A 15,230-nucleotide genomic window follows, 5' to 3' on the forward strand; every position below is an offset into this window, starting at 1 on the left:
CCCAAGGGAGTAGATATTTCTGTGGGAGCGGGCATGCCCGCGAAGAGGCCGGTTCAGGTCAAGTCTTGGCCCGGCGGGCCTTGAAGAAATCGCTGAGGATCTGCCCACACTCCTGCGCCAGCACCCCGCCCTCCACCATCACCCGATGGTTGAGGAACCCTTGGCCGAAGAATTGCCCCTGGCTCTGCACAATGCCTGCCTTGGGCTCCAGCGCGCCAAATACCACGCGCATCACCCGCGAATGCACGATCAGCCCCGCGCACATGCTGCAAGGTTCCAGGGTCACGTACAGGGTGCTGCCGGGCAGGCGGTAATTGCTGGCCGATTTCGCCGCAGCACGGATGGCCACCATCTCGGCATGCGCACTGGGGTCGCTGTCGATGATCGGCCGGTTAAAGCCCTGGCCGATCACCTGCCCATGCTGCACCAGCACCGCACCCACGGGCACCTCGCCCAGCGCCGCACCTTCGGCGGCCAGGGCCAGGGCCAGGCGCATGAATTCCTGATCGCGGCTGCGATCGATGATCTGCGGGCGCATCAGACCACCGCAATCGCGGCCATCAGGCCGGTTTCCATGTGGTCGATGACGTGGCAATGGAACATCCAGGTGCCCGGGTTATCCGCCACCAGTGCCACCTGTGCGCGCTCGTTCTTGCCCAGCAGGTAGGTGTCGGTGAACCACGGCTCCTTGATGTCGTGACGGTTGGAGCCGATCACCTTGAAGCTCATGCCATGCAGGTGGATCGGGTGCTGGTACTGGGTCATGTTCTTCAGCTCGAAGATGTAGCTCTTGCCCTTTTTCAACGTGGCGATGGGGCGGTCGGCGCAGGTCTTGTCGGTGATATCCCAGGCCTGTCCGTTGATCTGCCACATACTCGACGGCTTGTCCGGGTCTGGGGTGACCGACACGCCGGCCGCCCACTCGAAATTGAAGTTGAGCTTTTCGGCATTCTCCAGGTCCGGCTCGGCGATCGGGTTGGCCGGCAGCGCTGGCGGCCAGTCACTCGGCGCGTCATTGCTGGCCACCGAACGCAGGGTACCCAGACGCACGAAACCATCGCGCAGGGAGATCTCCTCGCCGGCCTGGGGAATACGGATGGCGAGGCAAATGCGCATGCCGGGGCCGAGCCAGTACTCGTCCTCCAGTGGTCGCGGGGTCACCGGATTGCCGTCGAGGGCATAGATTTTCGCCTCGCAGTTGCCCTTGAGGTTCAGGCGGTACGTCCAGGTGTTGTCGAGGTTCAGCAGGCGCACCCGCACCACTTGGCCAGCCGGCAGCTCGGTGACCGAGCCGGCCTGACCATTGATGGTGATCAAGCGTCCTGCGGTGCCATTGCGCGCCGCCTCGCGAGGGATGCTGAAAGGCAGCCAGGCGCCCTGCTCGTCCACATGCCAGTTTTTCAGGCTCAACGTGCGCTCATGCTGGAACCCGGTGGGCTCACGCTCCTCGACGATCAGCGGGCCGACCAGGCCGCGGCCGAGCTCTTCGGAGCTACTGACATGCGGGTGATACCAGTAGCTGCCAGCATCCGGCACGCGGAACTTGTAGTCGAAGTACTCGCCCGGCTTGACCGGCAATTGCGACACATAAGGCACGCCGTCCATTTCCAGCGGCAGCCGAATGCCATGCCAGTGAATGGTGGTCTCCACCGGAAGGTGGTTGATGAAGCGCACCCGCAACCAGGTGCCTTGGCGCACGCGCAGCTCGGTGCCCGGTGCCGACGGCCCGAACGCCCAGGCCTCGGTCTTGAAACCTGGCACCAACTCGACATCCAGCGGCGCGGCGATCAGCTCGTAATCATGCCCGGCATTGTCATCTTCGACCTTGCCCAGCCAGTAACGCGCCGCGCCACCGGCGCCCAGGCCAACCACAACCAGGCCGGTCAGGCCCTTGAGCATTTGTCGACGGGTGAAGGACATCGGTGCGGGTACCTCGTGTTCTGCTCAATCAAGCTGCCAGCAGTGGCTGGCGATGAAGGGCGAATACGATACACCTGCAAATGGGAAATATTAAGTGAAAACCCGGCATCCCAAAGCAACCTGACAAGCAATAAGCACCACCGCCCTGGCTCACGGCCGTCCGAAGCTGGCACCCTTTCACTTCAACCGGACCACCGTGATGCTTACCGACACCCTCCCTGACGACCAGCAAATGCTGATGACCCTCGCCGCACACCTCACTGCAGACTGCCCTGACATGCGCGAGCTGGCGCGTGAAGTCGCGCAACAACTCCTCGCGCGCCATGATCTGAAAGCGCTGGAGCCCGACAATGTCTACCTGCACCGTTTTCACACCGCCGTCAGCAGCCCTCGAACCTTCAACGGTTGGCAACACCTGGATCAGCCGTATGAATCCCTGACCCTGCCACAACTGGTGATGCACCGCTTCGATGCCCAGGCCCAGGACAACGCTGACGTGCTCAGTTATCTCGCTGGCTTCTACAGCGATGGGCCAGGCAAGGACGCGTATGACGAGCGCAATGAAGTTCGACTCGAAGCCAGGGACGTTCTGGATTATTTCTGGAGCATTGATTTTGCCACGGCATTCAAAACGCGGATGACGTCTTTCTGGGCCGAGCATTCAGAGAACTTCCGCACGTTGGCCAAAGCCAACTTCATGAGCAAATTACTGGAAGTTTGCGCACAAGAGCCCTCATCAGCGCTAGCGCGTCACGCGCAGGATATCGCTGACGACCTGGTGGGCAAAACAACCTGGCCGCCGTCGCTGGAGGCCCTGCAACAAAGGGTATTACCGGGTGGAGCTACGCGGGTCTGCGCGCTCGACATTGGCGGATATGTGGCGACGGACATCCTTCGCCTGCAATTGGCCAACGGCAGCCAGCTGATTTACATGCCGGGTGATGTCGACTGTCTGCATTATTTCCCGAATAACCAGGCACTGTTCTGGTGGGTACTCTCTCACTGCACCCATGTCGAAAACCGAACCCGTTTCCTGGCACATTTTTCCCTCGACGACCGCGAAGAAGCTGACGGCAAAGTCGGGCTGAACAACCTGATCGATCTGCTCTTTCATGGCTGGGGCAACCATGATTACAGCGGTCTCAACACCCTCGACCTGGCAATTGAAGAGGACGGTTTCGACTGGCTGCGCAACAAAGCTCGCCAGCGGATGATCGATGATGCGCATTTCTCTTTGCGCTCCAACGCAGACCTGCGCAGACAATTGTGGATCGGCTACTTGAAGGCGGGCCTGCAGGTGTTCGGCCCTATGGCAGCAGTGAGTTGGCCGGTAGCTTTGGCGCTGGTGGGGGCTGGCATTGCTGAAATGGGTTTGAACATCTACCAGGCGATTCACGGGCACACGACGCGTGAACGCAAGGCAGGTATTACCGGCGCGATTTTCGCCGCCATCGAGACACTGTTCAATGCGACCTTTCTACTCAGTGCACCCGGCAAGCCCCTTAATGATTTCGCAGATGCGGCGCAAGCCAGCGCTGCGACCGAGGAAGGGTTAGCCCCGGCACCGGCGGAAGAATCAGCGCAAGAACACAGCGGGGAGCCCGAGGAGGAAAGTGCCTCAGAGGTGGCAGACGCAATTGAAACCTGGGTACCCCAGCCCTTCCGGCCAACCGGCAGTTGGGACGCACTGCGCCCATTCGAGACGAATGTAGTACTTGGCAGCAGACCTGGCACAGGGTTTCTTGAAGGTATCCATATGCAGGATGGGCAGTTTTACGCACTGATCGACGACATGCCGTACCAAGTGCGTTTTGTACCCGAACTGCAATCCTGGACCGTCGTAGCCCCTGATAACCCTTTCTCTTTTTACAAAAGCTTGCCGATCCGCCTGGATGCTGCAGGCCAGTGGCGCCCGGTAGAACGCCTTGGCCTCAACGGGGGCATGCTTTCGAGCCTGAAAATCTGGGGTCGGCCGTCAGCAAGCGCAAGCGTGCCGCCCTTGCCCGGCACCCCTTACGAAATACCAGCTGACTTGCGCGCCTCACTGACGGATGTTTCCGATGATGAGATTACAGGTGCGCGAGCGTTCCTCGACGCCCCGGATCGACAGGCCGCCATAGCCCGCTTCCGCCAGCTGCGTGATCAGTTGGCGGCCGATGCCGATGCGTTCATGGCCACAGTGCAAACACCGCCACGTCCACAGATACCCGAAATCCCCGCCAACGCTTCATCCAAAACCGTTTTCAAAACCCTGTACCAGAACACTAACGGCTTGGTGATTGGCGAAGCGCACAGTGGCCTTGGCAGCAAGCGATTGCTGATCGACAACATGCGCCTGCTACGCAAGCTGAAGGTGAAAACGCTGTACATGGAGCACTTCACCACCGACTTTCAGCAAGCAGACATCGATACCTTCAACCGCACAGGCGTGATGCCGCAGGAGCTGGATCGCTATGTGGAAGGCCAGGATGTCGGCCACCGCACCGACGCCGAAGGCCGCTACACCTTTCGACAGGTACTGGTCAGCGCACAGAAAAACGGCGTACGCATACAGCCCATCGACTGCATGGCCAGTTACCGCCAGGCGTGGGCGACACCCGTTTCCGATGTAGCACGCCAGCGCATGATGAACTTCCATGCACACTTGATTATCGAGGCAGACCAGGCAGCGCGCGGCTCGGGAAAATGGATTGCGCTGGTCGGCAGTACCCACGCCAACACCTTCCATGGCGTCACCGGCCTGGCTGAAACAGAAGGCGCGCTAGGCCTTCGTGTCGAAGACCGCCCGATCGGCGAACCTGACGCTTACAGCACAGACCCTGGTGTGGATGCCCTGGACGACGATGGCGCATTAAGGCATGTGCAAAGCGACCTGCGGCTACGGGCCGGAGTGTTGACCACCCGCCCGCCATCAGCGGATTTTGAAAGCCTGCTGGTAAGGCCTGGCGATTACGCGATCGAACGTACCAATGGCCAGGAATACCTGATCAACCGCAGCCGGGATTCGACCTTGCGACGCACGCTGATCAAGCGCGATGGGCGGTTTTACTACGTGGAGCGCCCCGACTGGCCGGCCATTCATGAACGTCGCTTTCAAAACCTTGCCGAGCTTCATGCCCGGCTGAGATTACGCGGCATGCAACACATTGCTCCTTGAGCCAGGCAAGGCGCAGATACGACAAGGGCGCCTTGCGGCGCCCTTGTGGCTCAACTTATTCCCACTCGATAGTGGCCGGCGGCTTGCTCGACACATCGTAGGTAACGCGCGAGATGCCTTCGATTTCGTTGATGATACGGCCGCTGACAGTTTCCAGCAGCTCGTATGGCAGGTGTGCCCAACGCGCGGTCATGAAGTCCACGGTCTCGACGGCACGCAGCGCGACAACCCAAGCGTAGCGACGGCCGTCGCCAACGACGCCAACCGACTTGACCGGCTGGAACACCACGAAGGCCTGGCTGGTCTTGTGGTACCAGTCGGCCTTGCGCAGTTCTTCGATGAAGATGTGGTCGGCGCGACGCAGGATGTCGGCGTATTCCTTCTTCACTTCACCCAGGATGCGCACGCCCAGGCCCGGGCCCGGGAACGGGTGGCGGTAGACCATGTCGTACGGCAGGCCCAGTTCCAGGCCGATCTTGCGGACTTCGTCCTTGAACAGTTCACGCAGCGGCTCGACCAGCTTGAGGTTCATTTCCTCCGGCAGGCCACCCACGTTGTGGTGCGACTTGATCACGTGGGCCTTGCCGCTCTTGGCGCCAGCCGACTCGATCACGTCCGGGTAGATGGTGCCCTGGGCGAGGAACTGGATGTTATCCAGCTTGCTGGCTTCGGCGTCGAAGATGTCGATGAAGGTGCGGCCGATGATCTTGCGCTTCTTCTCCGGGTCGGCTTCGCCTTCCAGGTTGTCGAGGAACTGCTTTTCAGCGTCGGCGCGGATCACCTTGACGCCCATGTTCTCTTTGAACATGGCCATCACCTGGTCGCCTTCATGCAGGCGCAGCAGGCCGTTGTCGACGAAGACGCAGGTCAGCTGGTCGCCGATGGCGCGGTGCAGCAGTGCGGCAACCACCGAGCTGTCTACGCCGCCAGACAGGCCCAGCAGGACGTTGGCCGAACCGACTTGCGCACGCACCTGGGCGATGGCGTCTTCAACGATGTTGGAGGCGGTCCACAGGGCCTCACAGCCGCAGATGTCCTGCACGAAACGGGACAGGATGCGACCGCCCTGCTTGGTGTGGGTCACCTCAGGGTGGAACTGCACGCCATAGTAGCCGCGAGTATCGTCGAACATGCCGGCGATCGGGCAGCTCGGGGTGCTGGCCAGTACATGGAAGTTGCCCGGCATCTGGGTGACCTTGTCACCGTGGCTCATCCACACATCCAGGCCCAGCACGCCGTCGGCGTCAACGTGGTCTTCGATGCCGTCGAGCAGGCGGCTCTTGCCGACCACGTCAACGCGGGCATAACCGAACTCACGCAGCTCGGAACCTTCGACCTTGCCGCCCATCTGTTCGGCCATGGTCTGCATGCCGTAGCAGATGCCCAGCACCGGTACGTTCAGGTCGAACACGGCCTGCGGGGCACGCGGGCTGTTGGCTTCGTGGACCGACTCGGGGCCGCCAGCGAGGATGATGCCGCGCGGGTTGAATTCGCGGATCGCTTCATCGTCCATGTCGAACGGGTGCAGTTCGCAGTACACGCCGATTTCGCGCACGCGGCGGGCAATCAGCTGGGTGTACTGGGAACCGAAATCGAGGATCAGGATGCGGTGAGCGTGAATGTCGAGGGCCATGACTCAATCTCGTCAGTGGAAATCGGAAACGACGCGGGGCTGTCGTGACAGCCCCGCATCCTTATATTGCTGGAAGCCTCAGCCTACGCGGTAGTTAGGGGCTTCTTTGGTGATTTGCACATCATGCACGTGGGACTCGGCCATGCCGGCACCGGTGATGCGTACAAATTCCGGCTTGGTGCGCATCTCTTCGATGGTTGCGCTGCCGGTGTAGCCCATGGACGAACGCAGGCCGCCCATCAGCTGGTGGATGATCGCGGCCAGGGCGCCCTTGTAAGGCACGCGGCCTTCGATCCCCTCAGGAACAAGCTTCTCGGCGCCGGCCGAGGAGTCCTGGAAGTAACGGTCGGACGAACCTTGCGCCTGTGCCATGGCACCCAGCGAGCCCATGCCGCGGTAGGCCTTGTAGGAACGGCCCTGGAACAGTTCGACTTCACCCGGGGCCTCTTCGGTACCGGCGAACATCGAACCCATCATCACGCAGGACGCACCGGCAACGATGGCCTTGGACAGGTCACCGGAGAAGCGGATACCGCCGTCGGCGATCAGTGGCACGCCAGTGCCTTCCAGTGCAGCGGCGACGTTGGCGATGGCGCTGATTTGCGGCACGCCGACACCGGCAACGATACGGGTGGTGCAGATCGAGCCTGGGCCGATACCGACCTTGACGGCGTCAGCGCCAGCTTCGGCCAAAGCCTTGGCTGCGGCGCCGGTGGCGATGTTGCCGCCGATCACCTGCACTTGCGGGTAGGTTTCTTTAACCCAGCGAACGCGGTCGATCACGCCTTTGGAGTGACCGTGGGCAGTGTCGACAACCACCACGTCAACGCCAGCGGCAACCAGGGCGGCAACGCGCTCGCCGGTGTCCTTGCCGGTGCCGACCGCAGCGCCGACGCGCAGACGACCCTGGTCGTCCTTGCTGGCCAGCGGGTAGGCCTTGGCTTTTTCGATGTCCTTGACGGTCATCATGCCCTTGAGGCTGAACTTGTCGTCGACGATCAGGACTTTTTCCAGACGGTGCTTGTGCAGCAGCTCGCGGACTTCGTTCTTGTCGGCGCCTTCGCGGACCGTGACCAGACGCTCTTTGGGGGTCATCACGTCGCGGACCTTGGCGTCCAGGCGGGTTTCAAAGCGCACGTCACGGGAGGTGACGATACCGACCAGGTCGCCGTTCGCCAGCACCGGAACACCGGAGATGTTGTTCAGGCGGGTCAGGTCGAACAGGTCACGCACGGTGGCGTCGGCTTCGATGGTGATCGGGTCCTTGACCACGCCAGCCTCGAACTTCTTGACCTTGCGTACTTCGCCGGCCTGCTGTTCGATGGTCATGTTCTTGTGGATGATGCCGATGCCGCCTTCCTGGGCCATGGCAATGGCCAGACGCGCTTCGGTCACGGTATCCATGGCGGCGGAAACCAGCGGAATGTTCAGCTCGATGCCACGGGTCAAACGGGTCTTGAGACTGACTTCATTAGGCAGTACCTCAGAGTAGCCAGGTACAAGGAGGATATCGTCGAAGGTCAGGGCTTCTTGGCTGATACGCAGCATCGCGGGGGCTCCCGGGCGGGAAAAATGGAAGCGCGCCATTATACTCATGCAGGGCGCGCCGCTCAATGCAAAATAAGGGCCTTCGGTCAGCCTTGTGGCACTTTTACCTGCACCACGGCTACCGGCTGGTCGAGCCAGTCGGCAAAGCTGTCGAGAAAGGCCTGGGTAAACCCGGCCTCGCCCCAGTTGTTGAAGATGAACCCCAGGTTGGAAAAGGCACATGGCTGCAGGTAAATGAAGCCATTGATGTCATCTTCAAAGCCGCACAGCGGGCAGGTGAAGTTGTCGGTTACCGCCGGCGTCCACTCTTCCAGGCTTTCGAACAGCGGCTCGCCCACCTCGCGCCGGCACTCCGGGCAACCGGCTTCTTCGAGAAAGCCATCGGTGGGGGTGTAGATGCAGCGCTTGAGCACCACCTCCATGCCGTTGACCTGCTGGTCGAAGGGCAGCTTGTCCGGCTGGAGGGCCACCTTGCGCGCCCCTGCGGCCAGGGCATGGCCCATACGGTTGCCGGTGCGGCCACAGGTAGTCAGCTGTTCTTCAACGACCTTCTCGCGCACCAGCCAGCGCAGGATGGCGCGGGCGCGGGCTTCATGCACCGGTACGGTGGACAGCTTGGGAACGATGATGCTCTGGGTGTTCATGAACGGGGCAAGCCTGAAAAACGCCGGTAATGACGCAATTCTACCGCTCAGGCGCTCAGGTAGCGACCGATCAACGCCAGGCCGCTGGCCAGCACCAGCCAGGTGACCAGGCGAACAAAGGCTTCACGGGACAGCCGGTTGGTCAGCCGCCGCCCCACCCAGAGGCCGACGAACATGACTGGCAGCAAGCAGGCGGCGAGCAGCAGCAGGCTTTGGTCGGCATACACACCGGCGACCAGGAACAGCGTCAGGCGTACGACCGTGCTGCAACTGATCAGCGCGCTCTGGGTGGCGCGTACCTGTTCTTTCACTTCCAGCCGTGCGCTCAGGTAAAGGGCATACAGAAACCCGCCGCTGCCGAACAGCGCCCCGAACAAACCGCCTGCCGTACCCATCGGCACCGCCCACAACCCCGACAGGCTGGCCGGCCGCACTTTCACTGCCAGCCCGTACAACGCATAGGCGGTCACGAACACCCCCATCAACAGCAGCAAAATGTCGGACTTCAGTTGCAGCAGGAACATCACGCCCAATGTGCAGCCCAGGGCCATGAACGGCAACAGCCGTAACAACTCGCTGCGCACCACATCCCGGCGCGACGGCAGCAGGTTGCCGAACGCGGCAACAAAGTCCAGCAGCACCAGCAGCGGGATGATGCGTGACAACGGCATGAAATGGATCAGTACCGGCCCGGCCACCAGCGCGGTACCGAAACCGGCAATACCAAAGACGATGTAGGCAACACCAACACCCAGCAGGATGGGTAACCAGTCAAGGCCGGAAAAAGACGGTTGGGCAAGCATGGCAGCAATTCCTGGGAAGACAGGCCAAGGTTAGCCAGCGATGAGCCATGCCGACTAATATGCCTTTATCGCCAAAGCCATCTCGAAAAGGCATGACATGACGTCGATCCGCCAGTTGCGTTACTTCGTGGAAATCGCCGAGTGCGGCAGTTTCAGCGCTGCCGCCGAACGGCTGTACATCGCCCAGTCGGCGCTTAGCAGGCAGATAAAGGAGCTGGAGCAGCAACTGGGCACGCCGCTGTTCGAGCGCACCGCGCGCCTGCCACGCCTGACACTGGCCGGCCAGGCCTTTCTGGAACGGTCGCGGCGCTTGCTGGCCGACCTGGCACAGGCCGAGCGCGTAACCCGCGACATTGGCCAGGGGCTGCAAGGCAGCCTGCGCCTGAACCATTCCAGTACCGTGCCGCTGACCGGCACGCTGCTGGCTCGCCTGGGCAACTACCTGAAAGACAACCCGGGGGTTTCGCTGGAGATCGCCCAGCAGTCTTCGGAGGCACAGCTGGAGGATATTGCTGCCGGGCGGCTGGACATCGGCCTGCTGCGCTTGCCAGTGCTGCGTCAGCACGAAGGACTGGCGCTGCACGAACTGTTCAGCGAACCCTTGTTGCTGGCGGTTGCTGCCGGGCACCCCTTGGCCAGCGCGCCACGGGTGAAGCTGGAGCAGTTGAGGGACGAACGCTTTATTTCCATCCCGCATCGGGACCGTGGCGGGCTGAGCTACCTGTCGGCTTCGCTGTGCATGGAGGCGGGCTTTTTCCCGCAAGCCGCGCAGGTGCTGTCGCGCAAGACCACGCAGTTGCAGCTTATTCAGGCGGAGTTCGGGGTAGCGCTGTTGCCGCAGTGCATGCGCGAGATTGCGCCGGCTTCAGTCAGCTTCGTAGCGCTGGAAGGTGATTGCCAGAGCACAGTGGCACTGGCCTGTCGTCGTGATGCGGGGCAGATGGTGCGGCAGTTCGTGGCGACGATGCAGGGCTGAAGGCACCGGTTGCGGTCTTGTGGGAGCGGCCTTGCGTCGCGAAAGGGCCGCAACGCGGCCCCGGCACTTCATGCGGCGAAGCTGAAAACCTGGGGCCGCTTCGCAGCCCTTTCGCGACGCAAGGCCGCTCCCACAAGGGTTAGGTCAAGGCTGGCAGTAGGGGCAAGACAGACAACCGGGGCCGATGTCCTTTATGATGCCTGCCATGATCAAAGACCCCTTCGAACGACTCGGCCTGGACCGTGAGGTCCTTACCGTCAGCCAACTCAACGGCCGCGCCCGCGTGCTGCTGGAAGACGTGTTCCGCAGCGTCTGGGTGGAAGGCGAAATCTCCAACCTTGCCCGCCCGGCATCCGGCCACATGTACTTCACTCTCAAGGACAGCGGCGCCCAGGTGCGTTGCGCGCTGTTCCGGCAAAACGCAACGCGGGTGCGCCAGGCCCTGCGCGACGGCCTGGCGGTGCGGGTACGCGGCAAGGTTTCGCTGTTCGAAGGGCGTGGCGACTACCAGCTGATTCTCGACACCGTCGAGCCAGCCGGGGACGGCGCATTGCGCCTTGCCTTCGAGGCGCTGAAGGAAAAGCTCAGTGCCGAGGGGCTGTTCAGCACCGAACGCAAAAAAACGTTACCGGCCCATCCTCAACGGATCGGCATCATCAGCTCGCCTACCGGCGCTGTGATCCGCGACATCATCAGCGTGTTTGGCCGCCGTGCCCCACAGGTGGAACTGAACCTGATCCCTACGGCGGTTCAGGGGCGCGAAGCCATCGCGCAGATCGTGCGCGCCATTCGCCTGGCCGACGGCCTTGGTTTCGATGCGCTGATCCTGGCCCGGGGTGGCGGTTCGCTGGAAGACCTGTGGTGCTTCAACGAAGAAGCCGTGGCGCGTGCCGTGGCCGCTTGCGTCACCCCTATTGTCAGCGCCGTGGGCCATGAAACCGACGTGTCGATCAGCGACTTCGTCGCCGACGTACGCGCCCCCACGCCGTCTGCCGCGGCCGAGTTGCTGGCCCCCGACAACAGTGGCTTGCAGCAACGGCTGGACGGCCTGCAACGGCGCCTGTTGCTGCGCATGCAGAACCGTCTGACCCATGACCGCCTGCGCCTGGAGTCACTGACCCGGCGCCTGCGTCACCCGGGCGAGCGCCTGCGTCAGCAAGCCCAGCGCCTGGACGACCTGGACATGCGCCTGCGCCGCGCCTTCATGCTCAGCCTCAACCAGCGCCGCGAGCGCCTGGCACGCATGGACACCCGCCTGGCCGCGCAGCACCCGGGGCGCAACCTGAAACTGCTGAGCCAGCGCCTCGACAGCCTGGCCGAGCGCCTGCCCCGGGCAATGCGGGATGTGTTGAAAGACCGTCGCCAACGCTTCCAGGCCCAGCTGCAAACCCTGCAAGTGGTCAGCCCGCTGGCCACCCTCGCCCGCGGCTACAGCATCCTGCTGGACGACCAGGGCCAGGCCATTCGCAGTGCCGAACAGACCCGCAACGGCCAGCGCCTCACCGCCCGCCTGAACGAAGGCGAACTGCAGGTGCGGGTCGAAGACAACCACCTGACCCCGGTCACTCTTTCACTACTGGACTGACACATGCCCCGCCTGCTCGCGCCCCTGCTCGCCCTCTCCCTCCTGCTGCTGGCTAGCGGTGCCCAGGCCAGCTATATCACCCGCACACTGAACAAGCCGGTGCCGGGTGGCGTGGCGGTGGTTGACCTGGGCCCCGCCACCAGCGCGCCCAGCGCCCGTTTCGACGGCAAGCCGGTGCTGGTGGTGAAGGAGCAGGACAACTGGCTGGCAATCGTCGGCATCCCCCTGACCCAAAAGCCGGGCACTGCCGTGCTGAACCAGGACGGCCGCACCCTGCCCTTCAGCGTCGGGAGCAAGAAGTACCCCGAGCAGCGCATCACCCTGAAGAACACGCGCCAGGTGAACCCGAACCCGGCCGACCTCAAGCGCATCGACCGCGAGCTGGCCGAGCAGATCAAGGCCTACCGCAGCTTCAGCCCCGCCCTGCCGAGCAACCTGATCCTCGACAAACCGGTCAATGGGCCACTGTCGAGCAAGTTCGGCGTGCGCCGCTTCTTCAACGGTGAAGAGCGCAACCCGCATGCAGGGCTGGACTTCGCGGTACCTGCGGGCACGCCGATCAAGACCCCGGCCAATGGCAAGGTGATCCTGGTGGGGGATTACTTCTTCAATGGCCGCACGGTGTTCGTCGACCATGGGCAGGGCTTTATCAGCATGTTCTGCCATATGTCGAAGATCGATGTGCAGGTGGGGCAATCACTGCGCCGTGGCGAGGTGGTCGGGCGCGTGGGGTCGACCGGGCGGGCGACCGGGCCGCACATGCACTGGAACGTCAGCCTGAATGATGCGCGGGTGGACCCGGCGATTTTCATTGGTGCGTTCCAACCCTGAAGCTGCGGCGCCTGCTTCGCGGGCATGCCCGCTCCCACAGACACTGCGCCGTACCTGTGGGAGCGGGTTTACCCGCGAAGAGGCCAGCACTGTCAGCACCCATACCACTGGGTTGCGCCATCGAAAAATACCGCGCAAAAATCAAGAAACACTCAGCAAATTACAGCCATAAAATCTCGCCCAATTGCTTTTTTTAAGCATTCCTCTCAATTTTTCGCGGACACTTGCCATCCCTCACCTCTCTGGTTAGGGTTGAAGGCATGAAAACCTTCAGCACCCTCATCCTGCTCCGACAACATCGCAGCCTCTGCCTGGTCAGCGCCCGACTACCAGGCTGAATCGCGTCGCCTCGCCTCTTCATCTCGTTATTGCTCGGCAGGCCCGATCTCGGCCGCACACAAAAGGATTGCTTCCATGTCCATGCTCAAAGACCCTTCGAAGAAGTACCGCGCTTTCCCGACCATCGACCTGCCCGACCGTACCTGGCCGTCGAAGACCATCACCGCCGCGCCGATCTGGTGCAGCTCCGACCTGCGTGATGGCAACCAGTCGCTGATCGAGCCGATGGATTCGGAGAAGAAACTGCGCTTCTGGAAGACCCTGGTGCAGGTGGGCGTGAAGGAAATCGAAGCGTCGTTCCCGTCTGCCTCGCAGACCGATTTCGACTTCGTGCGCACCCTGATCGAGGACGGCCACATTCCGGACGACACCACCATCCAGGTGTTGACCCAGGCCCGTGAAGACCTGATCGCACGCACCTTCGAATCGCTGCGCGGCGCGAAGAAGGCCATCGTCCACCTGTACAACGCCACCAGCCCGTCGTTCCGCCGCATTGTCTTCAACCAGGACAAGCAAGGCGTGAAGGACATCGCGGTGAACGCGGCCAAGCTGTTCGTCAAGTACGCTGCCCAGCAGCCGGAAACCCAGTGGACCTTCCAGTACTCGCCCGAAACCTTCAGTGCCACCGAGATGGACTTCGCCAAGGAAGTCTGCGACGCGGTCATCGAGGTATGGAACCCGACGCCTGAGCACAAGATCATCCTCAACCTGCCGGCCACCGTGGAAGTGTCCACGCCGAACATCTACGCCGACCAGATCGAATGGTTCTGCCGCAATGTCAGCCGCCGCGACAGCGTGATCATCAGCCTGCACTGCCACAACGACCGTGGCACCGGCATCGCCGCCACCGAGCTGGGCCTGATGGCCGGCGCCGACCGTGCCGAAGGCTGCCTGTTCGGCAACGGTGAGCGCACCGGTAACGTCGACCTGGTGACCCTGGCACTGAACCTCTACACCCAAGGCATCGACCCGTTGCTGGACTTCTCCGACATCGACGGCGTGCGCAAAGTGGTCGAAGAGTGCAACCAGCTGCCGGTGCACCCACGCCACCCGTACGTGGGCGACCTGGTTCACACCGCGTTCTCCGGCTCGCACCAGGACGCCATCCGCAAGGGCTTCGCCAAGCAGCAGGAAGGCGAACTGTGGGAAGTGCCATACCTGCCGATCGACCCGGCCGACATCGGCCGCAGCTACGAAGCGGTAATCCGCGTCAACAGCCAGTCGGGCAAAGGCGGTATCACCTACCTGCTCGAGCAGGAATATGGCATCAGCCTGCCGCGTCGCATGCAGATCGAATTCAGCCAGGTGGTACAGGGTGAAACCGACCGCCTGGGCCTGGAAATGACCGCCCAGCAGATCTACAGCCTGCTGCACAAGGAATACCTCCAGGCCAACGCGCCATACGCACTGGTCAGCCATCGCCTGCAGGAAGAAAACGGCCACAGCGCCGTGGAAGTGGAGGTTGCCGGTGAAGGCGAAACCACCCTGCACTGGCGCGGCAAGGGCAACGGCGCCCTGGAAGCACTGGTGGCCGGCCTGCCGATTGCCGTGGAGATCATGGACTACAACGAGCATGCGATTGGCGCTGGCACCAACGCCAAGGCAGCTGCCTACATCGAACTGCGCGTGGCCGGTGGCCGCCCGGTACATGGCGTGGGTATCGATGAGAACATCACCACGGCCAGCTTCAAGGCCCTGTTCAGCGCGCTGAACCGCTCGCTGAGCCAGCAGGAAGCACAAGCAGCCTGAGTCGCACTGCACAAAAAAACCCGCATCTTGTGATGCGGGTTTTTT

Annotated in this window: 11 protein-coding genes; 5 read left to right on the top strand and 6 right to left on the bottom strand. The window is 62.3% G+C overall.

The annotated features are described in order from the left end of the window. Nucleotides 1-58: 58 nt before the first annotated feature. The gene (tadA, locus tag PP4_RS21560; protein WP_016501263.1) at nucleotides 59-538 is read right to left on the bottom strand and encodes a tRNA adenosine(34) deaminase TadA; all 480 of its coding nucleotides are present in this window, start codon (nucleotides 536-538) and stop codon (nucleotides 59-61) included. Beyond that, nucleotides 538-1,920 (bottom strand): multicopper oxidase family protein, encoded by a 1,383-nt coding sequence (locus PP4_RS21565; RefSeq protein WP_016501264.1) that lies wholly within the window; start codon nucleotides 1,918-1,920, stop codon nucleotides 538-540. The genes tadA and PP4_RS21565 overlap by 1 nt, the downstream gene beginning before the upstream one ends. Before the next feature lie 199 nt (nucleotides 1,921-2,119). On the opposite strand from PP4_RS21565, the gene PP4_RS21570 reads away from it, so the two are divergent. Then, entirely contained in the window at nucleotides 2,120-5,077 is a 2,958-nt protein-coding gene (locus PP4_RS21570) for a membrane-targeted effector domain-containing toxin (protein WP_016501265.1), read from the top strand. Between the two features lie 55 nt (nucleotides 5,078-5,132). Here the strand turns inward: PP4_RS21570 and guaA are convergent, their stop codons facing one another. From guaA to PP4_RS21590, 4 genes are all read right to left on the bottom strand, one after another. Continuing rightward, a complete protein-coding gene (gene guaA / locus PP4_RS21575) occupies nucleotides 5,133-6,710 on the bottom strand; it encodes a glutamine-hydrolyzing GMP synthase (protein ID WP_016501266.1) in 1,578 nt (525 codons plus the stop codon). Between the two features lie 78 nt (nucleotides 6,711-6,788). After that, nucleotides 6,789-8,258 (bottom strand): IMP dehydrogenase, encoded by a 1,470-nt coding sequence (guaB, locus tag PP4_RS21580; RefSeq protein WP_016501267.1) that lies wholly within the window; start codon nucleotides 8,256-8,258, stop codon nucleotides 6,789-6,791. An 86-nt stretch (nucleotides 8,259-8,344) separates the two neighbouring features. Next, a complete protein-coding gene (locus PP4_RS21585; RefSeq protein ID WP_016501268.1) occupies nucleotides 8,345-8,902 on the bottom strand; it encodes a hypothetical protein in 558 nt (185 codons plus the stop codon). A gap of 47 nt (nucleotides 8,903-8,949) precedes the next feature. Next, nucleotides 8,950-9,705 (bottom strand): sulfite exporter TauE/SafE family protein, encoded by a 756-nt coding sequence (locus PP4_RS21590; protein ID WP_016501269.1) that lies wholly within the window; start codon nucleotides 9,703-9,705, stop codon nucleotides 8,950-8,952. Between the two features lie 97 nt (nucleotides 9,706-9,802). On the opposite strand from PP4_RS21590, the gene PP4_RS21595 reads away from it, so the two are divergent. The 4 genes from PP4_RS21595 to leuA all read left to right on the top strand — a co-directional run bounded on the left by PP4_RS21595 (nucleotide 9,803) and on the right by leuA (nucleotide 15,185). Beyond that, nucleotides 9,803-10,681 (top strand): LysR substrate-binding domain-containing protein, encoded by an 879-nt coding sequence (locus PP4_RS21595; protein ID WP_016501270.1) that lies wholly within the window; start codon nucleotides 9,803-9,805, stop codon nucleotides 10,679-10,681. A 205-nt stretch (nucleotides 10,682-10,886) separates the two neighbouring features. Continuing rightward, a complete protein-coding gene (gene xseA / locus PP4_RS21600) occupies nucleotides 10,887-12,266 on the top strand; it encodes an exodeoxyribonuclease VII large subunit (RefSeq protein WP_016501271.1) in 1,380 nt (459 codons plus the stop codon). Nucleotides 12,267-12,269: 3 nt separating this feature from the next. Next, the gene (locus PP4_RS21605; protein ID WP_016501272.1) at nucleotides 12,270-13,097 is read left to right on the top strand and encodes a M23 family metallopeptidase; all 828 of its coding nucleotides are present in this window, start codon (nucleotides 12,270-12,272) and stop codon (nucleotides 13,095-13,097) included. A gap of 414 nt (nucleotides 13,098-13,511) precedes the next feature. Continuing rightward, nucleotides 13,512-15,185 (top strand): 2-isopropylmalate synthase, encoded by a 1,674-nt coding sequence (gene leuA, locus PP4_RS21610; protein ID WP_016501273.1) that lies wholly within the window; start codon nucleotides 13,512-13,514, stop codon nucleotides 15,183-15,185. Nucleotides 15,186-15,230: the final 45 nt, after the last annotated feature.

The organism is Pseudomonas putida NBRC 14164 (assembly GCF_000412675.1).
Lineage (GTDB): Bacteria > Pseudomonadota > Gammaproteobacteria > Pseudomonadales > Pseudomonadaceae > Aquipseudomonas > Aquipseudomonas putida.